General features: G+C 35.5%; 27 protein-coding genes and 1 pseudogene. 3 read left to right on the top strand and 25 right to left on the bottom strand.

Features of this window, described 5'->3' with window-relative positions; translation table 11 throughout:
• The first annotated feature begins 29 nt into the window (after positions 1-29).
• The gene (ispH, locus tag FYJ55_RS00585) at positions 30-929 is read left to right on the top strand and encodes a 4-hydroxy-3-methylbut-2-enyl diphosphate reductase (RefSeq protein ID WP_154555189.1); all 900 of its coding nucleotides are present in this window, start codon (positions 30-32) and stop codon (positions 927-929) included.
• On the opposite strand, the gene FYJ55_RS00580 is transcribed toward ispH, so the two are convergent.
• From FYJ55_RS00580 to fmt, 23 genes and pseudogenes are all read right to left on the bottom strand, one after another.
• On the bottom strand, positions 914-1,567 hold the full coding sequence (locus tag FYJ55_RS00580; RefSeq protein ID WP_154555188.1) for a tRNA (adenine(22)-N(1))-methyltransferase: 654 nt from the start codon (positions 1,565-1,567) through the stop codon (positions 914-916). The genes ispH and FYJ55_RS00580 overlap by 16 nt on opposite strands.
• Positions 1,567-2,790 (bottom strand): RNA polymerase sigma factor RpoD, encoded by a 1,224-nt coding sequence (gene rpoD / locus FYJ55_RS00575; protein WP_154555187.1) that lies wholly within the window; start codon positions 2,788-2,790, stop codon positions 1,567-1,569. Before rpoD ends, FYJ55_RS00580 begins: the two co-directional genes overlap by 1 nt.
• A gap of 4 nt (positions 2,791-2,794) precedes the next feature.
• The gene (gene dnaG / locus FYJ55_RS00570) at positions 2,795-4,564 is read right to left on the bottom strand and encodes a DNA primase (protein WP_154555186.1); all 1,770 of its coding nucleotides are present in this window, start codon (positions 4,562-4,564) and stop codon (positions 2,795-2,797) included.
• Positions 4,564-5,943 carry a glycine--tRNA ligase gene (locus FYJ55_RS00565; protein WP_118114510.1) on the bottom strand — a complete coding sequence of 460 codons (1,380 nt, stop codon included), beginning with the start codon at positions 5,941-5,943 and terminating at the stop codon, positions 4,564-4,566. Before FYJ55_RS00565 ends, dnaG begins: the two co-directional genes overlap by 1 nt.
• A 191-nt stretch (positions 5,944-6,134) precedes the next feature.
• Complete coding sequence (locus FYJ55_RS00560; RefSeq protein WP_154555185.1) at positions 6,135-6,551, bottom strand: HD domain-containing protein; 417 nt, start codon at positions 6,549-6,551, stop codon at positions 6,135-6,137.
• A complete protein-coding gene (gene recO, locus FYJ55_RS00555; RefSeq protein ID WP_154555184.1) occupies positions 6,551-7,273 on the bottom strand; it encodes a DNA repair protein RecO in 723 nt (240 codons plus the stop codon). The genes FYJ55_RS00560 and recO overlap by 1 nt, the downstream gene beginning before the upstream one ends.
• Positions 7,263-8,171 (bottom strand): GTPase Era, encoded by a 909-nt coding sequence (gene era, locus FYJ55_RS00550; protein ID WP_154555183.1) that lies wholly within the window; start codon positions 8,169-8,171, stop codon positions 7,263-7,265. The genes recO and era overlap by 11 nt, the downstream gene beginning before the upstream one ends.
• 13 nt (positions 8,172-8,184) lie before the next feature.
• The gene (locus FYJ55_RS00545) at positions 8,185-8,532 is read right to left on the bottom strand and encodes a diacylglycerol kinase family protein (protein ID WP_154555182.1); all 348 of its coding nucleotides are present in this window, start codon (positions 8,530-8,532) and stop codon (positions 8,185-8,187) included.
• Positions 8,513-8,968, bottom strand: coding sequence for an rRNA maturation RNase YbeY (gene ybeY / locus FYJ55_RS00540; protein ID WP_117923899.1), 456 nt, complete (start codon positions 8,966-8,968; stop codon positions 8,513-8,515). Before ybeY ends, FYJ55_RS00545 begins: the two co-directional genes overlap by 20 nt.
• A gap of 305 nt (positions 8,969-9,273) precedes the next feature.
• Complete coding sequence (locus tag FYJ55_RS00535; RefSeq protein WP_154555181.1) at positions 9,274-10,281, bottom strand: LacI family DNA-binding transcriptional regulator; 1,008 nt, start codon at positions 10,279-10,281, stop codon at positions 9,274-9,276.
• Between the two features lie 2 nt (positions 10,282-10,283).
• Complete coding sequence (locus tag FYJ55_RS00530) at positions 10,284-10,817, bottom strand: hypothetical protein (protein WP_154555180.1); 534 nt, start codon at positions 10,815-10,817, stop codon at positions 10,284-10,286.
• 1 nt (position 10,818) lies between these two features.
• Positions 10,819-11,169, bottom strand: a complete 351-nt coding sequence (locus FYJ55_RS00525; protein ID WP_154555179.1) for a hypothetical protein — start codon at positions 11,167-11,169, stop codon at positions 10,819-10,821.
• Between the two features lie 301 nt (positions 11,170-11,470).
• Positions 11,471-11,782, bottom strand: a pseudogene (locus FYJ55_RS00520) (arsenate reductase ArsC).
• Positions 11,783-12,008: 226 nt separating this feature from the next.
• The gene (locus FYJ55_RS00515) at positions 12,009-13,316 is read right to left on the bottom strand and encodes a UDP-N-acetylmuramate--L-alanine ligase (RefSeq protein WP_154555178.1); all 1,308 of its coding nucleotides are present in this window, start codon (positions 13,314-13,316) and stop codon (positions 12,009-12,011) included.
• A 1-nt stretch (position 13,317) separates the two neighbouring features.
• Positions 13,318-13,989, bottom strand: coding sequence for a hypothetical protein (locus FYJ55_RS00510; RefSeq protein WP_154555177.1), 672 nt, complete (start codon positions 13,987-13,989; stop codon positions 13,318-13,320).
• Positions 13,983-14,321: a thioredoxin family protein gene (locus tag FYJ55_RS00505; RefSeq protein WP_154555176.1), complete on the bottom strand. Its 339-nt coding sequence runs from the start codon at positions 14,319-14,321 to the stop codon at positions 13,983-13,985. The genes FYJ55_RS00510 and FYJ55_RS00505 overlap by 7 nt, the downstream gene beginning before the upstream one ends.
• Complete coding sequence (gene trmB / locus FYJ55_RS00500; RefSeq protein ID WP_419006388.1) at positions 14,314-14,949, bottom strand: tRNA (guanosine(46)-N7)-methyltransferase TrmB; 636 nt, start codon at positions 14,947-14,949, stop codon at positions 14,314-14,316. Before trmB ends, FYJ55_RS00505 begins: the two co-directional genes overlap by 8 nt.
• Positions 14,950-14,956: 7 nt before the next feature.
• Positions 14,957-16,345 carry a dipeptidase PepV gene (gene pepV, locus FYJ55_RS00495; RefSeq protein WP_154555174.1) on the bottom strand — a complete coding sequence of 463 codons (1,389 nt, stop codon included), beginning with the start codon at positions 16,343-16,345 and terminating at the stop codon, positions 14,957-14,959.
• A gap of 74 nt (positions 16,346-16,419) precedes the next feature.
• Complete coding sequence (gene pnp / locus FYJ55_RS00490) at positions 16,420-18,561, bottom strand: polyribonucleotide nucleotidyltransferase (protein ID WP_154555173.1); 2,142 nt, start codon at positions 18,559-18,561, stop codon at positions 16,420-16,422.
• Positions 18,562-18,628: 67 nt separating this feature from the next.
• Complete coding sequence (gene rpsO, locus FYJ55_RS00485; protein WP_117923787.1) at positions 18,629-18,895, bottom strand: 30S ribosomal protein S15; 267 nt, start codon at positions 18,893-18,895, stop codon at positions 18,629-18,631.
• Positions 18,896-18,984: 89 nt separating this feature from the next.
• Positions 18,985-20,064 carry a radical SAM family heme chaperone HemW gene (gene hemW, locus FYJ55_RS00480; protein ID WP_154555172.1) on the bottom strand — a complete coding sequence of 360 codons (1,080 nt, stop codon included), beginning with the start codon at positions 20,062-20,064 and terminating at the stop codon, positions 18,985-18,987.
• Complete coding sequence (gene lepA / locus FYJ55_RS00475) at positions 20,064-21,866, bottom strand: translation elongation factor 4 (RefSeq protein ID WP_154555171.1); 1,803 nt, start codon at positions 21,864-21,866, stop codon at positions 20,064-20,066. Before lepA ends, hemW begins: the two co-directional genes overlap by 1 nt.
• A gap of 10 nt (positions 21,867-21,876) precedes the next feature.
• Positions 21,877-22,806, bottom strand: a complete 930-nt coding sequence (gene fmt / locus FYJ55_RS00470; RefSeq protein ID WP_154555170.1) for a methionyl-tRNA formyltransferase — start codon at positions 22,804-22,806, stop codon at positions 21,877-21,879.
• A 110-nt stretch (positions 22,807-22,916) separates the two neighbouring features.
• Here fmt and rpsT point away from each other — a divergent pair, with 110 nt between their 5' ends.
• On the top strand, positions 22,917-23,180 hold the full coding sequence (gene rpsT, locus FYJ55_RS00465) for a 30S ribosomal protein S20 (protein ID WP_003864936.1): 264 nt from the start codon (positions 22,917-22,919) through the stop codon (positions 23,178-23,180).
• A gap of 130 nt (positions 23,181-23,310) precedes the next feature.
• Entirely contained in the window at positions 23,311-23,436 is a 126-nt protein-coding gene (locus FYJ55_RS11220) for a toxin-antitoxin system protein (protein ID WP_154555169.1), read from the top strand.
• 356 nt (positions 23,437-23,792) lie between these two features.
• On the opposite strand, the gene FYJ55_RS00455 is transcribed toward FYJ55_RS11220, so the two are convergent.
• Positions 23,793-24,434, bottom strand: coding sequence for a PBECR4 domain-containing protein (locus FYJ55_RS00455; protein ID WP_154555168.1), 642 nt, complete (start codon positions 24,432-24,434; stop codon positions 23,793-23,795).
• Positions 24,435-25,026: 592 nt separating this feature from the next.
• On the bottom strand, positions 25,027-25,299 hold the full coding sequence (locus FYJ55_RS00450) for a hypothetical protein (protein ID WP_154555167.1): 273 nt from the start codon (positions 25,297-25,299) through the stop codon (positions 25,027-25,029).
• Positions 25,300-25,554 lie beyond the last annotated feature (255 nt).

Here is a 25,554-nt window from a genome sequence, read left to right as displayed (position 1 = left end):
AATACAAAAAATTAGGGCATAATGAATATATGAAAACACAAAATATTATTATAGTCAAGCCTCAGGGCTATTGCGGTGGGGTTTTAAAAGCCATTGAAACCGCCAAAAAAACAAGAATTCAATATCCAGATCAAAAGATTACCATATTGGGTAATCTAGTGCATAATCAATATGTCAAAAAAGCGCTTCAATATTATTCCATTGATACCATTGAAGATAAGTCAAAGACACGCGTGGAATTATTGGATGAAATCCATGAAGGCATTGTGATCTTTACAGCACATGGCGTCAGTCCTAAAGTCTATGAAAAGGCCAAAGAAAAAGGATTGATTTTGGTGGATGCGAGTTGTCCATTTGTACTTCAAACACAAAAGATTGTGAAGCAATATTTAGATGAAGAGTATACCATTTTCTATATTGGTAAAAATAAACACCCCGAAGCTGAATCGATTTATACAATGAGTGAGCATGTGCATTTGATCGAGCCACATAAAGAGATTCCTAAAGTGAGTACTTCAAAGATCTTTGTGACAAACCAGACTACGATGTCGATCTATGAATTGAAGGATACGTTTGAAAAGATTAGACGCTTATACCCGAATGCCCTCTTCCACGATGAGATTTGTAACGCTACGCGAGTTCGGCAACAAGCTATTTTGGATTTAAAAAACGTCGATTGTTTGATTGTCGTGGGAGATCCAACTAGTAACAACTCGCAAAAACTTGTAGATATTGGAAAACAAGCTGGCATTGAACATGTCTTCTCGATTCAAACGGTCGAAGATATTGATAAAAAAGATTTTGAAAAATATACTACGATTGCGATTACGAGTGGTGCAAGTACGCCTACGTATTTAACGAATCAAGTCAAAGATTATTTATCTTTCGATATGGAAAAGCCAAAAATCCGTATTCAGGAAATTCTCTGAGTACGGATTTCTTTTATATATTCCATTTTTTCAATAAATTCAGGCTTGTTGACTTTGGAAAGAATATTTTTATACTTATTCTCTTCAAAATCTAAATACGCTGCATATGTTTCATCAATAAGCATGTTTACACCAAAGTAAAGTTGGGATGTAGAAACCTCTTGTTCCTTATCTTCACAAACACAATCAAGAATAGGATAGTAGTGTCCATGATCATAAATCATTTTTTCTTTCACAATATGAATATGATGATCGTGTAAATATTTTCGTAAGGCAAAATCATCTTTATGACAAGATAATAGAAGGCGTAAACCACGATACAAATTTCCCTTTGATAGGATATCGATAATGAGTTTTCCTCCCATGCCACAAATAATGATTTGGTCGACATCGCTTTCTAAACCCTGAATGCCATCCAACAATCGACAAGATACCAAATCGGATAAATGATTCTCTTCAATCGTTTTCTTGGCATTATCTAGTGGGCCTTGTGCCACATCACAGGCATAGCCTTTTTTAGATTGATGATTCAAAATGGCGTTGCAGACAACATAGGCATGATCACAGCCAATGTCCGCAATGCACTCTCCATTCACCCATTCTAATATTTCTTGAATTCGATTCGAACAAGGTATCATTATTTTACGAAATCTCTTAAACGCTTGCAGCGATTTGGATTTTTCAATTTACGTAATGCCTTGGCTTCAATCTGACGAATACGTTCACGTGTTACGTTAAATTCTTTACCAACTTCTTCAAGTGTACGAGTCCTTCCATCTAACAAGCCAAAACGCAAACGCAATACTTTTTCTTCACGTTCTGTAAGACCTTGTAGAACGGCATTGATTTCGTCTTTTAGTAATTGGTTGTTTGTGTAATCATCTGGAGATAATGTATCTTTATCTTCAATGAAGTCACCTAAGTGAGAGTCGTCTTCTTCACCGATTGGTGTTTCTAGACTGACTGGATCTAAGGCAATCTTTTGGATTTCACGAACCTTTTCCGCCGAAATATTCTCCATCTTTTCGGCAATTTCTTCTGGTAATGGATCACGACCTAAATCTTGTACCAATTGACGTTGAACACGTGTTAGTTTATTGATCGTTTCAACCATGTGTACGGGAATACGAATTGTACGTGCCTGGTCTGCGATTGCACGTGTAATAGATTGACGAATCCACCATGTCGCATATGTTGAGAATTTAAATCCTTTTGTGTAGTCAAATTTTTCAACGGCTTTGATTAAACCACAGTTTCCTTCTTGAATCAAATCCAAGAACAACATGCCACGTCCTACATATTTTTTGGCGATAGATACAACCAAACGAAGGTTTGAAGAAATCAACGTTTGTTTGGCTTGTTCACCATCCGCAATGACTTTTGCGAGTTTCTTTTTCTCTTCATCACTTAAATCAGGGTTTTTCATCGTTTCTTTGGCTTCTTCCCCTTCTTGGATCTGACGAGCAATGATGGGCTCTTCTTTTGGATCCAATAATGGAATTTGACCAATTTCTTTTAGATACATCTTAACGGGGTCATTGATCTTGGCATGCGATGAATTAGCGAATGTCTTTTCCAATTGGGAAATTTCTTCCGCAATCGAATCTTCTTCGTCCAAATCCTCGTCGTTTAGATCATCGTCTAAGACTTCATCCTCATCTAATTCTTCCCCATCGATAAATTCGATTAAGTTTTCGTCGATCCAGTTATATAGATCGTCCATTGTATCATCATCTAAATTTAAAGCACTTACCGCATCTAAGAATTGTTTTTGTGAAACATCGGCATTTTCTTCTTTGCTCTTCAGCAAGAATTCTTTTGCCTCTTCTAAGCTTGTAAACTTTAATTTTTCATTTGCCATACTTTCATCCTTCCTTTCGATGTAAGATTTCATTTCTTTGAATAATTAATACCTGTTTTTTACTAGCCAAGGAAATCTTTAACATCGGATCTTGCACATTCTTGATCTGATCATTGAGATTGTCAATTTGGTCTTGTAAAGTACATTCTTTGATCTTCATTAAACTATCGTTAAAGAAGTCTTCATTATATCCATCAACATGAAACGGATTTTCCATCAGGCTTACCAACAAATTACGGACGTCTTCTTTTTCAATGTAGCTCATGAGTACATCAAAATCGATATGGTCCATATTTCGATACATGTCGTAACAATATAATGACAATTCTTCACAGACTGGATCTTGGAAAAACCCAATCTGATCTTTGAATTGATCGGCCGCAAGTTTACTGTTTAGAATCATCCATAAAACACCGTGTTCGGCAAGTGTTCTTCCATTTTTTAATGGCTCTATATTTCGAACCACAGCCGCATTATTTCTGGATTCTTTTTTGGGTGCCGGAATATTTTCGGATTGAAGTGATAAATCAAATCCTGTCAAATCTCGGATACGAGAATAATAATCGGCCTTTTCAAAATCGGTGCATGTCCTTTCAATGAATGACTGCATTTCCGATGTGAATTTTTTCTTATCCTCGTAATTGTCTAAATCATATTGGTTCGGTAAATAATCAAATAAGAACTCTACAAATGATACAGTTTTATGAACAGATAAATAGAGTTCATCTTTTCCAAGTTCATTAAAGATTTCATCTGGATCTTTACCGGTTGTATTTTTTACTATGGAAAAATTCAGCCCGTAATCAACGGCTAATTTTCCAAACTTATAGGTAGCTGCTTTACCAGCTCGATCCCCATCGTAACAGACAACCAAAGGGACGTTTAAGCGTTTTAATAGCGTTATTTGTTCTTTTGTACAAGCTGTTCCTAAACAAGCAATACTTTCATGAATGTCTGCCTTTTCAAAGGCAATGACATCCATAGCTCCTTCAACTAATATGCAACGCTTGTTCTTTTTCGCAAATTCTTTGGCTCTATGATAATTAAAAATCAAATGGCCCTTATGATAGATCTTTGTTTCAGAAGTGTTGATATATTTGGCTACATCCTTATCTTCATTTAAACGCCTGGCCGTAAATCCAACGGGATTTCCATTTTCATCATGAATGGGAATCATCAATCGATTGTCGAATACGGCATAGGTATCTAGATCGTGAGTACGAATTAAACCTGTATCTGTGAGTATTTGTTCGTTAAAACCTTTTGCCTTGAGATACTTCACACTACGACTCGATTCAGGTGCATACCCAATCTCAAATCTTTTTATAATATCTTCATTTATTTTTCTTTGACTTAAATACCTTTTCACGCTTTCGCCATTCTCACTGTGCAACTCATATGTTAAAAAGCGAATGTACGATTGGATGCAGTCATATAAAGGCTGATTTTGATCAACCTTAGGTTGAAACTGACTTGTATCCATGTGTAAAGGATAATGAATCAGTTCCGCTACCTTACAAACGGCTTCTAGAAAGGAAATGTTTTCAATCTTTTGTACGAATGTGAAGACATTTCCTCCGGTACCGCATACGAAACATTTGAATATTTGTTTATCGGTCGAAATCGATAAACTAGGATCGTGATCATCATGAAATGGACAAATGGCTTTATAGTCTTTGCCTTTTTTTTCTAATGTGATATAACGGGACATCACATCAACAATATCGGCCTGCTGACGAATGGCCTTTATATCATCTTCTGATATCCAGCTCATTAAAATTCAATTCTTTTTTCAATATATGAGACAAGGTCATCTAAAGCGATACGTTCTTGTTGCATAGTATCACGATCACGAACCGTAACACATCCATCGTTTGCAGTTTCGAAATCTACCGTAACACAGAATGGTGTACCAATCGCATCTTGACGACGGTAACGTTTACCAATGCTTTGTGCATCATCATACGTTACACTAAAGTGTTTAGCTAATTTAGCGAATACTTCATCCCCTTGATCGGATAATTTTTTAGAAAGTGGAAGTACAGCTACTTTATATGGAGCTAATGCTGGGTGTAATTTTAAGACAACACGAGAATCATTTTCTAATTGTTCTTCTTGGTAAGCTTCACACATCACGGCCAACATCAAACGTTCAACACCTACACTTGGTTCAATAACGTATGGAATGTATTTTTCGTTTGCTTCTTGATCAAAGTATTCTAAGTTTTGTTTAGAAGTTGTTTGGTGTGCTTTTAAGTCAAAGTCTGTACGGTCTGCGATACCCCATAATTCACCCCATCCGATAGGTTCAGAGAAGTGGTATTCGATATCACTTGTACCATTTGAATAGTGAGCTAATTCTTCAGGATCATGTGCACGTAAACGAATATTTTCTTCGTTGATACCCAAATCTTTTAAGAATTGAACACAATTTTTACAATAGTATTCAAACCAATCTAAATCCGTTCCTGGTTTACAGAAGAATTCAAGTTCCATCTGTTCGAATTCACGTGTACGGAAAATGAAGTTTCCTGGTGTAATTTCGTTACGGAAACTCTTACCAATCTGTCCAATACCGAATGGTAATTTTTTACGCATTGTTCTTTGTACGTTTTTGAAGTTCACAAAGATTCCCTGTGCAGTTTCTGGGCGCAAATAGATTGTACTCTTCGCATCTTCTAATACACCTTGGAATGTTTTGAACATCAAGTTAAATTGACGAATGTTTGTAAAGTTTTTAGCTCCACATTTTGGACATGTGATTTCATGTTCAGCGATATAGTTTTCCATATCTTCATTTGACATACCACCACAGTTTACTGTGTGATTGCTGGCTTCTTCAATCAATTGATCCGCTCTAAAACGGCTCTTACATTCTTTACAATCCATTAATGGATCACTAAATCCGCCAACGTGACCACTGGCAACCCATACATTAGGGTTCATTAAGATTGCACTCTGCAATCCTACATTGTGTTCACTTTCCTGGATGAAACGTTTCCACCATGCATTTTTAATATTGTTCTTTAATTCAATGCCTAAAGGACCAAAATCCCAAGTATTTGCCAAACCACCATAAATTTCTGAACCTTGGTAAACAAATCCAGAGGTTTTCATGTGATTTACTACATCATTGAATGTCTTTTCGTTCATGTTATTTACCTCATTTCTTTCATGTATACAGACAAAAGGATACACTTTCATATTTTATCTCATTTATCAACAAATTTCTAGACTAAATCCAAAGACACAAACAAAGAAAAAGCCATGATTTCTCATGGCCTGTTTTTAATTACCCACTTAAAAATAGGTTCTCTCATTTTCATATGTTTTGTACCACAAAACTAGTGCGTCGCAAGATATAGAATCGCTTCCTTGTACTTCTCTAGCCTTAGATAATCTTGTTTTGTAGGTTCTTTGATTCTTGTGATATCCAAATTATGTAAAAGGTCAGCAATCTTTACCTTTTTAGCTAACTTTGATGTAGAGACTCGAGATATATATTCAAAATAAGATTCATCTTTTCTATGCGTTAATGTAATTACGCCATCTACGATTTCATTTGGGAACATCTTTCTCAATTCATCTTCTGTGACATCTGTATCTTCTAATACATCATGTAAATACGCAACTGCCTTTTCTGTATCCGTATCCATATAAGAAGCCACTTTCATCGGATGAAGAATATAATCTTTCCCTGCTTTATCCACTTGTTTAGAATGTGCCTTTTTTGCGATTTGAAGTGCTAATTCATAAAACATTACTTTAAACCTCGAATACTTTCTAAAAAACGAATACTTGGATAATTCTTATGAGTATGATATTCCATCCATTTGGCTAGATAGATTAAGTCATCAAGATTGAAATTGAAATGATCTTTAACATACTCTAAGTTTTCTTCTTTGCACTTAAATAGAGCGCGATATTTCTTTAATTGTTCTATACTCCATTTTGGATATTGATTGTGATTGCACTTTTCACATAAGAATCCACCATCTTTTACAGAAAGAGTTTCTACTCTTGTGCTTTCACAATGTACACACCCTTGGATAAAAGGTTGGATTCCTTCTTGTTCAATACAATATTTTAGAATGATGCAGGCCCAGAAATAAAAATCATCTAAGTCTTTGTCGGCTGCGTTCCAGCAATCCAATACTACATTGAATAAATTTTCTTCTTTTTTAGTTTTAGAAATCAAGTCGTGCAATACGAAACAACAACTCGATTTAAACAGATCTTCTTGAATGTGATAGTAATAATGAATGGTTTGTCCTTGTAGTAATAAGGGCATTTGTGTCTTATCTTCGATCATGAATTCATTATAAGAAAAGGGCTGTACAAGCCGCAAATTCTTAGAATTGGGTTTGAACAGTCCTCTTGCGTATAAAGTTAAAATGGAATCTGTAGTCAAAACTTTGACTAGGCCATCCTTATCTTTGTATTCACCAACACTTAATACAAGTGCCTGAATCTTAGTCTTCATCGATTTGTTCTAATTCGTCTAAACCAAATTCTTTGATCTTGTTTTCGTGATTACGCCAATTCTTTTCGACACGCACAAAGAGTTCCAAATCCACACTGCATCCAAGCATATCTTTTAATTCCTTTTGCGCATCTAGACGAATCGAACGAATCATGCTCGCTTGTTTCCCAATCAAGATTCCCTTCTGTGATTCACGATCGACTACCACCATCATTTGAAGATACATGCGGTTACCACGTTTTTCTTTACGCTCTAAAATAACCGCTACACTATGAGGGATTTCCTCATGAGTTTTAAATAAGATCTTTTCACGAACAATTTCACACATTCTAAAGTTGATGTCATGATCCGACTTCATTTCTTCAGGAAACATCGGCTCGCCTTCTGGCAAATACCCTTTGAACACCTTCAACAACTCTTCAAGATTGTCTTTATCCAAAGCACTGATTGGAACAATATCATTGAAATCATATTGTTTTTGCCAATACATCAAACGCTTTAATAATTGTTCCTTACCAAGCTTATCAATCTTATTCATGATCAATACAACCGGTTTATGTAATGTTTCAATACGCTTTAAAATGAATGAATCTCCTGTTCCAAAAGCTTGAGAGCCATCTACGATCCATCCAATCACGTCACAATCTTCCATTGCCGAATAGGCATTCTTATTTAAGACGCGTCCAAGTTGTTGTTGCGGCTTATGAATACCTGGTGTATCTACAAACACATATTGACAATCTTCATTTGTCAAAATACCCGAAATATTGTTTCTTGTCGTATTCGGTTTGTCCGACATGATTGCGATTTTTTCTTTCAACAATGCATTCAACAATGTTGATTTTCCTGCATTGGGTCTTCCTACAATCGCAATAAATCCTGATTTATAATTACTCATTTTACCTCCGTTTTTAAAATAGTTTGGGCAAAAATACATAAAGCCCAATACATGCGGCAAGCACGCTGATAATAAAGACAGCTCCTGCGGCCATATCCTTAATATGTTTGGCTTGTTGGGTATGTTCAAGAGAAATATAATCCACGCATCTTTCAATACACGAATTGATGATTTCACTAAACCATACTAAGCCAATGGCGAAAATCAACATCATCCACTCATTTAGTGAACAATGAAAGAGAATGCCGCACAATATCACAATCAATCCAAAGATGCCTTGAAGACGAATACTGCGATCACAAGTGAAAGCGTAAAATAGGCCTTGAAAGGCATATTTAAATCTACCTTTGAACCAATTCATCTAAAATCTCATCCTGTAAGGCAAACATTACCTTTTCGTCCTCTTCCTTCATGTGATCGTATCCCATTAAATGAAGTAATCCATGGCAGAATAAGAAACATGCTTCACGACGAATCGAATGACCATAGGCCTTAGCTTGATCACGAATGGCTTGTACATTGATAAAAATATCACCAAGTTCATATTGATCTTCTTCAATCCACATATCACTCATATCATCTTGAATCGCAAAACTAATGACATCTGTAGGACGGTCAACATTACGATAGTCACGATTAATTTCGTGAATCTGTTCAGGTGTTACATAAATTACCGATAAACTCCAGTCTCCCTTTCTGTCTAACACCTTGCATGCACGTTCTAATATCATTTCAAAATCTTTTTTGTATCGATAGACACTTCTATCTTTTGCGTTATTTGTAAAAATTATTTCCATGCCTTGATTATACACTAAACCAAGAAAAAAAACTTTTTTTTCGAAAAAGTCACACGAATAAATAATGTGCCCGGTTCGTTTACAGTCGTCCAGCAACATTTCAACATCCACTCCATCTTTCTGAATCATTCGGTATCCCGATTCATTCAGTCTTTCTTAATGTATTTTTTATTGTATGCTTTTTATAAATACTTCAGAATTACATCCATGATCTATGTACCTATCATCCAGTGAGTTAGCATAAACTTCTGGTCCTGTCCCGAAACCAAAATCTTAATATATAAAAAAGAGTTCAAAACGAACTCTTACTTTGTAGTTTCTCTAAATAATTTTGAGAATGAAATTTCAATATCTTTGTTCAGTTTAACAGACTCATCTTCCACTAACATCTTAGTTAGTAAACGCATCGCAACAGCTCCTAAATCGTATTCAGGAATGTTGTAAGTTGAAATGGTTGGACGCATCATTGTCAAATATTTTGAGTTCAAGATACATACAAGTTCTGTATCATCTGGAATTGAATATCCGCTTTCTTTACATGCGTTCATTAAAGCGATGGCTTGAGAATCACGGAATGTGATGACCATACGACTTGGTTTGTGGTCTTTGTAGTAATCGGATAAGAATGTGTAGCTTGATTTGTAGCTATCATCGTATGTAACATACTTATCAAATACCAATCCTTTTTCTGCATAAGCACGATCTACACCCGCTTTTAATTGTTCCATCATAGAAAGATTCAATTTATCTTCTACCATAGAAATATCATCAATACCCTTTTCGAAGCATTCATTCACAAATTCATAAGCCATACGTTCGAAGTTGATATATACATTTCCAACGTTACCAATCTTTTGCCCTTTTAATTTACTTCCAACTACAACCATTGGAATTTGGTATTCATGTAAAACTTCCATTTCATCTTCTGAGAAGTTGTCATTAAACAAGATTACACCATCGACACGTGATTTAATAATAGATTCAATCACATCCTGCATTTTTGAAATTCCCTTACTTGTTGTATGGAACATGATGTTGTAGTTATAGATTTTTGCGACATCCATCAAACCATTCAAGATTTTTGCGTTGTACGCAAACAATTTTTCGCTCATTACGATTGAAATTGTCGTAGTTTTAGACAATGCCAAACCTTGCGCAATCGCATTTGGTTTATAACCCAATTTTTCAATAGCTTGTTGAACACGCATACGTGTATCTTCACGCACTACATTACTATCATTAATAACACGTGATACAGTTGCCAATGAGACATCGGCTTCTTTGGCAACATCATAAATGGTAATTCGTTTCATTCCTATTCGTCCCCCTTATTAAAAATCTTCTTTAATCCACTAAACAATGCTTCGGTAGCTTTACCCGTTACTTCTTCTGCTTTATCAACGGCACGAATAACAGAATCATTCGTACGAATTTCATCGACTTTTTCATCCGCCTTATCAATTACCTTGCGCAAAGAATCATTTTTTCTTAATGTTTCTTTTCCAAATTTAAAGCCCTCAACAACCAATCCAGCTGTACCCTGTAAGAATTCTTTTCCAGCTGACATTGTCTGTTTAAATTGTTCACTTTCACTTACTTCAACCACTTTATCCTTTGTCGAAGAAAGAATATCTTTCGCATCTTCTTTTGCCTGCGATAATGCTTCCTTAACCTTTTCAGGATCCGAAGCATCCTTTAATAAGTCACGCACATCATCGAATAATTTTTCGATTTTGCTCTTGGCATCCTCAATAATTCTTTCATTATCTGTATTTTCGGATTCATGCATTACTTCAAGCTCTAGCATCGATTCTTTTTCTAAATCATCAATTAATTGTTTTTCATCCATGTCATTCATCCTCCTTTGTTTCTATGCTTTCTTTTCCATTTTTTTTACTTTGAAACCAGTCTTTGGCATTTTGTACATTTTCACTTAACGCACCAACCACATTCATAAATGTTTCTTTTGCGGTTTGATTTACCTCATCCACCGTATTCGAAATATTTTCTGCCGTTTTTAATGGCGCATCTAGTTTTTTCAATTGATCATTGGCTGTGTCCAATGTTTTTGAGACTTGTTTTAAAGTTTCAATCAATTGCTTCAAAAAGAGAATCATATAAATTAATGCGATGACACCAACGATGGGTAACACATATGAAAATGCACGAGCTAATGTACTCATAAAGATATCTAAACTCACAATACCACCTCAGAAAAATTATAACATGAACTCTCTAACTTATCTATTTATTTTGAAACTTTTTTTCACAAGCGTGAAAACGCTACAAATAATAAAGGAAGTGTCGAATTATTCGAACACTTCCATAAAACAGAAACTAGACGCATAATACGGGAAATGATGAACATTTTCATGGCAAATGCAAGCTTTCATTGAACACCCACCCAACTCTTCAAAAAAGGATAAGCTTAAATCGATGTATAACCATGTTGTTTGTTCATATTTTCTTTGAAATCAGCTCATCCTTTTTTATTTTCTCTGTTCATTCAAGTATTTTCGTATGAATGGAGTGAATGCCTTTTGAAAACTCCACATCATTTTTTCCAGTAGGATCCCTCCATCCCCCATATTCTCTATATTCACATGGAATCGCAGGACAATTTACATTACATCCCATTGTGATCACAATATCTACTCGCACTATTTCTGACAACAATTTAGAATATTGTGTTTTTTCCATGTCTATTTAATCCAGGTCTTTCATTAAACGTACGTCATCTTGATTGATTTGTGGTTTTGTTTCTGTTCCAGCGGAATAGCTTTCAAATACATTTGAAGAAAGGTGTTTTGACAATGCTTAGGCAATTTGACTACGGCACGTATTATGTACACAGATAAAAGCCACCTTTGGTTTTTTCATAAATAAATCACCCACCCTTGCTAGTTTTTAACTTCGTCTTAGGTCAATGGTTTTCCATAGGATATGATTTCACTTCTTCTGTCTAAACAGAACAAAAAGCCTATTCCCTTATAAAAAGGTATAGGCTTTTTCAACAATCTACAAGTATCCTTAAATACTCTTATAACATTTTTTCTAATTTATCTCTCAATAAGTAGATGTCCTTACTAGACATGAAGACAAAGGCTGCTGGAGCTAATGTTTTTAACTTTTCAGCTGAAGCATCATCTACATCTAATAAAATCGCATTAGGACAACGATCCATCAAATCTTGAATTGTGACTGTGATTGTTTCATCTTCTCTTACGGCATTTTTAGGGAAATCCAGTAAACATACTTGATCCGCCGTATTTAAACTCTTGGCAAAGTCATCCAAGAAATATTGTAGACGTGAATAACGATCTGGTTTATATAACGCTACGATTTTCTTTTCTGGATATTTTTTACGAACTGCATCTATCATTAGACGAATCGCTGTTGGATGGTGTGCATAGTCATCGACTAATACACTATCCTTGACTTCATCAATCACAAATCGACGAGCAATTCCTTTATAGTCTTGTAAGCCTTGTACAATGATATCTGCAGGCATACCTAACATATAGGCTAGTGCAAAACATCCTAAGGCATCTTGCATAAAGGCATCTCCCACTTCATTTAATTCAACGTGAGCTAGAATTTCACCATTATGCTTACAATCAAAATGCATACCAAATGGACCTTGTTCAATATTGATGGCTTGATAATCATTGCCATCCTTTAAACCATATGTAGTTACCGGCACATTGTAGTGTAGATTTTTAAGGTGTTCATCATCTCCAAAAATGACAATGCCTTTTTTGACTTGGTTGGCAAAACTTTGGAATGCCGATACATAATCATCCATATCTTTATAATAGTCAATGTGATCCAATTCAATATTGGTGATGATCGCATAATCTGGATGATATGCCAAGAAATGTCTTTGAAATTCACAAGATTCTAGCACAAAATGGTTGGCACGTTCTGGCATATAGCCATGACCATCTCCAATTAAGTATGCACATTCATCTTGTAAAGAAAGAACTTGGCCTAAAATGCCTGTTGTTGTGGACTTACCATGCGTTCCCGCAACACAGATAGAACTGTATGACTCTAATAAAATACCTAAGTATTCATTATAATAATATGTTTTTACAGTTGGATTGTCCATCGCCGCTTTTACTTCCGGATGCGTTTGATCAAAAGATAAACCAATGATCACTGTGTCATTATCCTTAATGTTATCGGGACTGAATGAATAGATTGGAATATGACGCGCTCTTAATCCATCTTCTGTAAAGATATATTTATCGATATCACTACCTGTGACTTCTTTATGTTCATCATGTAAGATACATGCCAAGGCAGCCATGCCTGTTCCTTTAATACCAATAAAATGATAAGCCATTTTATTCACCTTCTTTGTCAAATAACGATTCTTGTTTGTTTGTTTCCTTTTTTGGCTTCTCTAACATTTCAGAAAGCTTCATATTTTTCTTTGATTCTTCAACCTTGTATTCAGGAATGGAATCCGCAGGCTGCATACTTGGTAAGTATGTTCCATACATGGGAGATAAGATTTTTGAGAAATCTTCGTCTTCTGGTTTGTTTAACGTAATCGCATCATGCACTTTATCAAATTCTTTTTTAGAATCTTCCACATTTCCAAAGATTGGAGAAAGGACTGGCTGATAATCTAAATCTTCGGCAACACGACGTACTTTTACCGATTTATGACGATCGTATTTATACACTTTTTGTTTCGGTTTTGCCTCTTCTTGTGCAATCGAATCGATATCTAAACCTTGGAAAATTGTTGTCTTCTTAGGTTTAGGTTGAATAATCGCCTTTTCAAAAATAGGAGAATTCATAAAGTTTTCAGGATCCGTTTCAATAGAGCTTGCTGCTTCCTTTAAAATTGGTTCTGGCTTTACAACTTCTTCATCTTCTAGAACTTGTGGTTGTGCAACAACAGGTTCTGGTGTTCCTTCTTCTTGTTTCGCAGGTTCTTCTACGACTTCTTCTTCATCGTCTTCTTCAACATCTTCATTGAAGATCGCATGCATTAAATCCTTTAACATATTTCCTTCTCACTTTCTATTGTCTGATTCAGAAATGCTTCTATTTCTTCTTTTGTCTTGCGAAGTGTAGAAACAAATCTTGATATTTCTTTTCCATCCTTGAAACATATAAAGCTAGGAATCCCCATCACTTCATATTCAATCGCAATATCCATACAATGATCACGATTTAAAGAATAGAACTGTAAATCACTAAATTGTTCTTCAATTTCAGGCAAGAAAGGTTTGATGTACATACAGTCTGGACACCAAAATGCTGTAAACATCATCACTTGAATGCCTGAATTTGTTAATGCGTTTAAAAATTCGTCTTTATTATGAAGCTCAGTCATGTGCATACCTCCAAACACAACGATAAATTGGCTGACCCAATGAAATAAATTTTTGTTCATATTCTGTAATTGCATCTTCATCATGTTTTTCACGACGATAATCTACACTGATTTCAACCATCTTAAAACCGGCATTTTGAAATTCAATCAAGCTATATTCAAATAAAGCACTGTTATCGGTCTTCATTTGGATTTCACCATTGAAAGATAAAATACGCTTGTATTGATCTAAAAAAGTAGCGCTGGATAAACGTCTTTTCGCATAGCGCTTTTTAGGCCATGGATCCGAGAAATTTAAGTGGATCACATCCACTTCACGCGGACCAAACCATTCTCCAATGGAACTCGCATCATCTTGAATCAGTTTCAAACGCTTCTTTTCTGTATCCTCATCGTATTTTTTAGCGGCAATACCTGCAGCACTCTCATTCTTTTCAATCGCAATAAATCCAGTGTCTGGATACATCTTAGCCATATCTAAAGAATAGTTTCCTTTACCACACCCAATTTCGATATGTAAAGTATCTGTATCCAATAGCTTTTTCCAGTTTCCTGCTTGTTTAGATGGTTCTTTTACTAAACAACTCGCAGTAGGCAAATAATCCGTTGCCCACTTTACTTTACGCATTCTCATATTAGCTGCACAATGTCACGATCGCATCGGCATAAATACAGATAGCCTGTAATAAGTTATCTAATTTAATACCTTCATCACGTTGGTGACATCCTCCTACAAACGCATCGGTTTCAATCACTTCATTTGGAAGTTCTGGTCCATACGATACAAAATTTTCAAATTTACGAGCATATGTTCCACCACCAATTGTGATTGGACAAGAGAAAGTATCGCCTGTGTATTTTTGATAGACACTCATTAAATCTTTCACTAAACGAGAATCTGGGTCTACGAATAATGGTTTTGAATCTCCACGATTTTCTGCTTTTATATTTGAAGTCAAGTTTGCACATGCTGCATCAAATTTTGCCATGATTTCATCGGCATTTGTATCATTTGGATAACGAATATCAATTAAGATGTCTGTTTCATTGTTTTCCATATTGACAATGCCTGTATTCATTGTCAAGAAAGACATATATAAGCCATCTTTTTCAATACCTACTGGTTTACCCATCCAGTCTTTTAATAAGAAATATAAATCTTTTGAAAGTTGATCATCATAGGCTTCACCAATAAAGTTCAACAATAAGACAGCGGCATTTATACCGTTATATGGCATAGCTGCATGCGCAAATGCACCATCAATATGTAAAGTTACACCATCTTCACTTCTTTTGATGGAACCCTTAACACCTTGCGTAGCACAATAGAACTTAAATAAATCTTCTTGTTGATAACTCATGACATCCACTGTGACATCGGCTTTACCAATCACAATATTTGGACGGCTTCCCGCATGAAGTTTTTTGATGACAGTTGCATCACTACTTACTAAGCCAACATGTAAGCCACCTTTTTCACCATAAATAACTGGGAAATTGGCATCGGGTACAAATCCCATTTGTGGAACTTCAGCATGATCAACATAGTAGTTCATACATTCCATACCAGATTCTTCATCGCATCCCGTAATCAACATGACTCTTTTTTTCAAAGGAATGTTTAAGTCACGAATCATCTTTAATGCATAGTATCCAGCTAATGCAGGACCTTTATCATCCATAACACCACGTCCAAAGATGTAGCCATTTTCTAATGTTACTTTTAAAGGATCTTTTGTCCATCCCTCTCCTAGTGGCACAATGTCCAAGTGTCCTAAAACACCAAATGTTTCTTCTCCTTGACCATATTCAACAACGCCTGCATATCCATCAATGTCTTTGGTTTCAAAGCCATCGCGCTTGGCCATATCTAACATGGCATCCAATACGTCACGACAGTTTTTTCCAAAAGGAGCATTTTCAGCTTTCGTTGATTCATCACGAACACTTTCATACGATACAAGTGTGTTTAAGTCTTTTAAGAAATCGTCTTTATATTTAAGTACTTCTGTATTAAAATCCATAATTTTCACCTCTACCCAACTATTTTACCACATAGTCAAGAAAAAAGAACTCGTTTTTAACGAGTTCCTAACTTTTACGCTTCTGTTTTTTCTTCTTCCGTTTTAGGTTTTGGAAGTAAAGCTTTTGCGCTTACATTGATACGACCCTTATTGTCGATTTCTGTAACCTTAACATCGATGATATCACCAAGTTTTAACACGTCTTCTACTTTATCTACACGGTGGTGAGAAATTTTAGAAATGTGTAATAAACCATCTGTATTACCAAACAAGTTAACGAATGCACCGAATTTTTCTAGACGAACAACTTTTGCTGCAAATACATCTCCAACTTTGGCAACACGTACGATGTCACTAATCATTTGTTTCGCCTTTTCGATTGTATCATAATCATTGTGGTAGATAACTACTTTTCCATCATCATCAATATCAATTTTTACATTGTCACATTGCGCAATGATTTCGTTGATCATTTTTCCACCAGGTCCGATTACATCTTTAATCTTATCTGGATCTATGTTCATCATCGCAATCTTAGGTGCATATGGACTCAATTGTTCTCTTGGACTCGGGATACATGCCAACATGTTATCTAAGATTTCTAAACGTGCCTTGTGAGCTTGTGCCAATGCTTCTTCGAAGATATTTTTAGTAATACCTGTTACTTTGATATCCATCTGTAAAGCTGTGATACCATTTTTCGTTCCGGCAACCTTAAAGTCCATATCTCCAAAGTGGTCTTCCATACCTTGGATATCTGTTAAAACAGTATATTTACCTGAATTATCATCCATGATCAATCCCATCGCAATACCCGCAACAGGTGCTTTGATTGGAACACCAGCAGCCATTAAAGACATTGTTCCTGCACAAATACTTGCCTGAGAACTAGATCCGTTACTTTCCATAACATCCGCTACTGTACGAATTGTATATGGGAATTCATCTACACTTGGTAATACTTGAGCTAAAGCTCTTTCGCCTAAGGCACCATGACCAATTTCACGACGTCCTGGATTTCCCATACGTCCAGTTTCACCAACGCAATATGGTGGGAAATTATAATGGTGCATGAAACGTTTTGAATCAACAACAGTTAAGTCATCAATGATCTGGTTGTCATTTAATGCACCCAATGTAGTTGTAGATAATACCTGTGTTTCTCCACGCGTAAATAAAGCCGAACCATGAACACGAGGAAGTAAATCAACTTGTGAGTTCAATGGACGGATTTCATCGATTTGACGGCCATCTGGACGTACTTTATCTTCAATGATCAAACGACGTACTTCATCTGCTTCAATACCACGACAGATTTCACGAGCTTGTTTCACCGCATTGTTTTGATCTTTTTCAGATTCATATTCTTTGTTTGCGATCATTTCAGCAGCTTCATCTGTTAAATCATCAATTTTTCCGTAACGCTCTAATTTTTCTTTAATCGATACAGCTGCACGAATTTGTGCTTCAAAGTTTGCACGAACTTCACGATCGATTGTTTCATCTACGGCATACAATTCGATTTCACGTTTTTCTTTACCACAAGCGGCTACGATTTCTTCTTGGAATGCACATAATTTTTTGATTTGTTCATGTCCAAACATCAATGCCGCAAGCATATCTTCTTCGCTAACTTCTTTAGCTCCAGCTTCAACCATGTTTAAAGCTTTTGCAGTACCCGCAACAGTTAAATCGATATCACTTTCTTCCATTTGAGCCACTGTAGGGTTGGCAACCAATTCTCCATTGATACGTCCAACTTTAACACCTGCGATTGGCCCATTGAATGGAATATCTGAAATACATAATGCCAATGAAGCACCAAACATAGCTGCCATTTCAGGACTTGCATCTTGATCTACACTTAATACCGTGTTGACAACCTGTACTTCATTACGGAATCCTTCCGCAAATAAAGGACGGATTGGACGGTCGATCATACGAGCTGTTAATGTCGCATGTTCGCTTGGTCTTCCTTCACGACGTAAAAATCCTCCTGGAATTTTTCCAACAGAATATAACTTTTCTTCAAAACTTACTGTTAAAGGGAAAAAGTCAATCCCTTCTTTTGCCTGGTTTGATGCACAAGCAGTTGATAAAGTCACTGTATCTCCATAACGGATAATAACGGCTCCATCAGCCTGTTTTGCGATTTCACCAGTTTCTACTGTGATCCCCCGACCACAAAAATCTAAATGAAACTCTTGTTTCGCCATTTTTTCACCTCAATCATACTTTTATATTTTATCAAATAAATGCATAAAAAAAAAGTAATCTTTTCGATTACTTTCTTAAACCTAATTTAGCGATCAATGCTTTGTAACGGTCTAAATCTTTACCCTTCAAGTAAGCTAACAATTTTTTACGACGACCAACTTTTTTCATCAATCCACGTTGTGAGTGGTAATCATGTTTGTGTTCTTTGAAGTGTTCAGTTAAACGGTTGATTTCTTCAGTCAATACTGCGATTTGAACTTCAGGAGAACCTGTGTCACCTTCGTGTACTGCATACTCTTGCATAATTGCTTGTTTTTCAGATTTTAATAACATTTTTTCTTCCTCCATGTATATTAGTCCTTTTCTACCGAGCGAAAGGTTGGAAGTTTCCAGACTCTCAGTACAAAAGCTACTAAATGATATCATTCTATCATCATAAAATCAACTAGAATCGTATTTAATATTTCAAGTCCAGCATCATTTAAATAGATACATTCCCCTTCGAAACAAAAATACTCACGATACGTATCTAATACAGTGGCATAATGATTTTTAAAATCATTCTGATATTTCAAATTCCATTCTCTTATATTCAACCCAAACTTTGTACGCAATGCCATCATGATCGCATCCATACCTCGTTCAGATAGTGGTTCAGGAATATATGTAGAACAAGGACCCTTCAAACAATACTGCTTTAAACTTGTCGTATTATCATAACGAATGCCATCAAGTCTTCCACTTGCGCCACAGCCAAAGCCATAGAAGTCTTTATCTTGCCAATAGGCTAGATTATGTTTGGAATAATAGCCTGGCTTACAAAAGCTAGAAATCTCATAATGAATATATCCGGCTGCTTCAAGTGTTTTGGTAATGTATTCAAACATATCCGCTTCAAGATCTGGATCACAAGGCTCTACACCTGTCTTTCCAAATATTGAATTTTCTTCAATCTGTAAAGAATAGATGGATAAGTGTGGTATATCTAAACTTAAAAATGTGGAAATATCTATTTTCACATCTTCCATTGTTTGATTGGGAAGTCCAAAAATTAAATCAATGGAGAAATTATGAATTCCACTTTCTTGAATCCATCGAATCACATTCTTAGCCTGATTGGATGTATGTCTTCTTCGACAGACTTTTAATAGATCATCATTAAAGCTTTGTACACCCAAACTAATACGGTTGACTCCCAAAGAAACATAAGATGCTAGTTTTTCTTCATCTAAGGATTCGGGATTGCATTCTACGGTAAATTCATCAATATCTTTGGGAAAACAATTTCTTATCGATGCAAAATCATCCAAACTTAATACACTTGGTGTGCCCCCACCAAAATAAAGAGTATGAAGATTTGAAATCTTATACTCTTGAATTTCTTGTATTAACTTTTCTTTCCAACTCGAAAAGAACTGTTCATTTTTTTGAATCCGGACAAAATCACAATACGCACATATCGAATCACAGAATGGAATATGTACATAGGCTGATGGTACCATTAGTCGTCATCCATACTTAAAACGGCCATGAAGGCTTCTTGAGGAATCTCTACCGATCCAACCATCTTCATACGTTTCTTTCCTTCTTTTTGTTTCTCTAACAATTTCTTTTTACGTGAGATATCGCCACCATAACATTTTGCCAATACGTTTTTACGCAATGCCTTAATGTTTGTACGTGCAATGATCTTTCCACCAATAGCTGCCTGTACAGGAATTTCAAATTGCTGCTTAGGAATCAAGTCTTTTAATTTTACGGCCATCGCGTTACCGCGGTTATACGCAAAATCTCTAAACACAATGGTAGATAGGGCATCGACGATCTGTCCATTTAATAAAATATCCATCTTCACTAGACTACTTGTACGGTATCCGCTAAATTCATAGTCAAAACTAGCATATCCTTTTGTACAAGATTTCATCTTATCAAAGAAATCATAAATAATTTCACTTAATGGCATTTGGTAAACCATCATCATACGAACATCATCTAAAACTTGAAGGTCTACATATTCGCCACGTTTTTTCTGACAAAGATCCATCATCGGACCCACAAATTCTTTTGGCACCATAATGTCACACTTCACATAAGGTTCTTCAATATGATCCACTTTTTGAGGTTCTGGTAAAGCCGATGGGTTATCGATTTCTTCCATAGTACCATCTGTTTTATAGACATGATAAATTACGGAAGGACTTGTTGCGATCAAACTAAGATTGTATTCACGCTCTAAACGCTCTTCAACTACGTCCATATGTAATAAACCTAAGAATCCGCATCGAAATCCAAACCCTAAAGCTTGTGATGTTTCCGGTTCATAGTGTAGAGCCGCATCATTTAATTTTAATTTGGACAACGCTTCTTTTAAATCGTCATAACGCGCATTGTCTACAGGATACAAACCACAATATACCATCGGGTGCATTTCACGATATCCAGATAGTGGTTCACTTGCAGGATTGGATGCAACTGTAATCGTATCACCGACACGAACATCTTCAATGTTTTTAATGGCTGCACTGACCCATCCTACATCTCCACAGTTCAATTGGTCTTCCACAACTTCTTTTGGTGTACGAACACCCACTTCTGTGACCTCATATTCAGCGCCGGTTGCCATAAAGCGAATCTTATCTTTTGGTTTGATTGTTCCATTCTTTACCGATACAAACGCAATGATTCCACGATAGGAATCGTAGAAAGAGTCAAAAACTAAAGCTTGTGTTGGTGCTTCTTTATCCCCTTTTGGACTTGGTAATTTATGCACGATTTCTTCTAGCACTTTATCGACATTCAATCCCGATTTAGCACTGATTTCAACCGCTTCACTACAATCCAATCCAATTAAATCTTCAATTTCTTTTTTCACCACTTCTGGTTGGGCACTTGGAAGATCCACCTTATTTAATACAGGCAAGATTTCCAAGTCGTTTTCTAATGCCAAATATACATTGGCTAAAGTCTGTGCTTGTACGCCTTGAGCTGCATCCACAACTAAGATAGCCCCATCACATGCCGCTAAAGAGCGAGACACTTCATATGTAAAGTCGACATGGCCTGGTGTATCAATAAGATGGAACAAGTAGTCTTGTCCATCTTTGGCATGATATACAAGCTGTACAGCATTTAATTTAATTGTGATACCACGCTCTCTTTCTAGATCCATTGAATCTAGAATTTGATCTTTCATTTCACGCTTTTCCACCGTATCCGTAAGTTCCAAGATACGATCGGCTAACGTACTTTTTCCGTGGTCAATATGTGCAATGATACAAAAATTTCGAACATTCTTTTGATCCATAGATTTCCCCCTAATCTACAATATTTCCTACCAAGTTACGACCCTGTCCATTAAAAAAGCTAGCACAATCCATGACTGGCTTTCCTTCCATTTGACAAGTTTCAATCACAAGTGTACCCAAATGAAGACCAATGCCAAGTTTGTTCTTGCCAATCTTGATAAGACGACCAAACTCATTCTGTTCATCTAAATAACTTGCCTTTAAAATCTTAAATTTCTTTCCATTCAACAATACATAAGCACCTGGTGCATCTGAGAAAGCACGAATTTGATTCAAGATGTGTTCATCATCCTGATTTAAATCGATATGTTCTTCTTCTTTAGATAAAATAGGCGAGAATACAACCTGACTTTCATCCTGCTCTACATAGACAGCCTTTCCAGAACAAATCTCTTCAAAATGTTCCAGTAATAACTCACTTGCACAAATACCCATCTTTTCAAATAAAGATGTGGAATTGTCTTCAGGCAATATTTCAATTTCTTTTTGGGCTAAAACAGGACCTGCATCCATTTTAGGTGCCATTTTCATTAAGGACATCCCACTTACTTTATCACCATTCCAAATGGCTCTTTGGATTGGGGCTCCCCCTCTATATTTAGGAAGCAAAGAACCATGAAGGTTTACACAACCAAACACAGGAAAGTCCAAGACTTCCTTAGGTACAATTTGTCCATAAGCACAAGTCACAATTAAATCAGGGGCAAAATCAAGAATCGTTTGATAGTCTGATTTAATTTTAACAGGCTGAAAGACAGGAATGTCATATTCTAAAGCCACTTCTTTGACTTCTGAATAAACTAACTGTTGTTTTCTACCCTTTTTCTTATCCGGCTGTGTTACCACTAAGCCTACATGTATATCATTTTCTAACATTGTTTTTAATACGACACTAGCAATTTTGGGTGTTCCCATAAAAATAATGCGTCTGTTTTCCATAATATCACTCCAATACTAGAGTATTATAGCGTATTTTTTTGAAGTTGTGTTGCAATAAATCAGAAATTTTGCTATAATCCATATGCAATTTATGTCAGGAGGTGCACTTCATGCCACAGATTAAATCTCAAAAGAAACGTGTTAAAACAAATAACAAGGCTCACAAATTAGTCGTATCTAAAAAATCAGCATTGAAATCAAGTATTAAAGCTGTATTAGCAGCTGTTGATGCTAAAGATAAAGAAGCTGCTGTAGCAGCTTACAACGACTGCAGTTCTAAATTGGACAAAGCCGTAGCTAAAGGTATTCACCACAAAAACTACGCTAGCCGTCAAAAAGCACGTTTAGCAAAAGCTATTAACGAAATCGCGTAATGAAGGATTAAGAAGTCAGATGACTTCTTTTTTTATTTCTGATATGATTCTGTTGTAAGTAACGTACCTATCACGCTAAATCTGTTCCACTTTTATCAGAGGGGCCTTTTTTTGTCTACATGGAGGAAAAATGAAGAATCACGAACCAAACCAAACAACAATTGAAGCCATTGAAGAAGGCAAACAAATGCTAGATGATCCAAACACGCCTTCCTATTCAACTACGGAAGAATTAATTACTGCATTAGACAAATAATCGCACCTCGTTATCGAGGTGCTTTTTCTCGTATATAGAAACATTTAATAAATTAGGATATAGAGCTAGAATTGACACTTACACAACATTTTACATAAATTGACTTCTGAGCATATATCTTTGTTTTGAATACTACCTAAGATATTATTAATTTTCATGAATCCAACTTAAAACATCTTGTTCCAATCATTATTATATGTAACTCACCATATTGTTATAATGCTGAATAAACTTGTAGATAATATGTCATTACATTTCTTTTGTCTCTTAAGGTAAATAGCACTAGTTTATTTAATGATAATAATATCTATATCATTTTTTATTAAATGTGACTTTCAAAAAATCAACGTTAGTAATTAATCAATATGTAAATATCTTTTTAGCTCATCAGAAAAAATATCATGATTAAAATTATCTACAATATCTTGCCTGTTGCGGATATATATACATTTATCCCATTTGTTATTATACAACTCAAAAATTCCAATGATTTGCTTTTCAGATTGAGTATTTCTAGAATTTCTTGCTTTTCGAAGACTGCGAGCGCGATTGTTTTCTCCAACAAAACAAATTGTCATATTTTCTGTATCATTTCGAATAGCACAAGAAAAAGTAAATGTATTTGTAACTAAACCAGAAATAAATAAATTCGTTGACGCATCCGCATGCAAAAACTTATTTAATTTTTTTAAAATGTTATTTTTGACTCTTAATGTATTGTAGTCATAATGTTGTTCATCTCTTATATTGGAATTAGTAATAGTCCCATTAAGGCAAATGTCAAAGAAATTACTTTCTGATACTCGAGCTATTGATAGTCCTGTAAAATGGCAGAAATCTTGCTTTTTAAATGTTATTGAACAATACATATAATCTTCTGTAACAACGACAAAAGTTTTATCTTTTAAAAAATGATTGTAGTAACAACTTCCTTGAATCGCTCCTCTACGTAATCTCTCCTTTTGACCTGGTCTTAAAATATTTCGATTCGTTCCCATGTGTACCTCTAAAAAAAATAAGGAGTATCACTACTCCTTTTAATACATATCTGGTAAGTTTTTCTGTCGGTTGTCGACAATGATTAGACATGAGCGTTTACCGTCTCTCATCCGACTACAACTTTTCTCTCGGTTGTCGAGCATGTAAATAGACATGAGCGTTTACCGTCTCTCATCCGACCACAACTTTTAAAGATGCTTACCACATCTAAAGGTATTGCTACCTTCAATATAATTATACCAATATTTACCTTAAAATCAATCACAGTATTCTCAAAAAAACTAAAACATTATTTCACCTAACACCCTTCTAAAACAATGAACAAAATGATAATGTCCTTTAGTTAAGAAAATTAGTAAATGATCCAAACATACCTTCCTGTTCAACTGTGGAAGAATTAATTGCTGCATTTGAACCTTTTTAAATCAATCAACGATTCTATCAAACTTGGTTCAGAAATAGCACTAATCATACCCTCTTTATACAGTTCCATGACACTATCAATATTATCAAATGAATATATATACACATTTTCATTTTCTCTATGAATAAACCAATACTCATCACAATTTGATATAGATGTATTGTAAGCTATTGTCTTGCTCTTTTGGCTGCAGACTGCGCACAGTCTTTTCCAAGTGTTTTTGTGTCGAATCCCAATGATTCATAGGCTTCGATAGCTGTCATTCCTTTTTCCAATTGTTTATAAAGGGCAATATAAAAATCCTTTGTATAAATGAATGCGTCCATCTTTTCTGTAAGTTCTGCAACGAATTTATTGTCTGCATGCGCAATGACCGCATCACGATGTGCTAATCTTTGTGCTTCTGTCTGTTTCTTCTTTTTCTTTTTTACTTGAGCCATAATTCCAATTTCTCCTGTGTAAAGGCACCAAGCTCAAATGCTCGTTTTAATGCCTTTATTCCTGCTTTTTCCATCATCTTATCATATTTTTCCTGTTCAATTTCCATATATTCTGAATATTCACCATCTGATGCTAGTATATTTATAGGACAGGTAAAACATCTCGAATTTGATTTGATAAGGAACCAATCACATTAAAAATAGAATGAGATATTGAACATGACTGTCCTGGATATTGTAGATTCTTGTGCATAT

This window comes from Holdemanella porci, assembly GCF_009696075.1.
Classification (GTDB): domain Bacteria; phylum Bacillota_I; class Bacilli_A; order Erysipelotrichales; family Erysipelotrichaceae; genus Holdemanella; species Holdemanella porci.
This window is presented reverse-complemented; position numbering and strand designations above follow the sequence as displayed.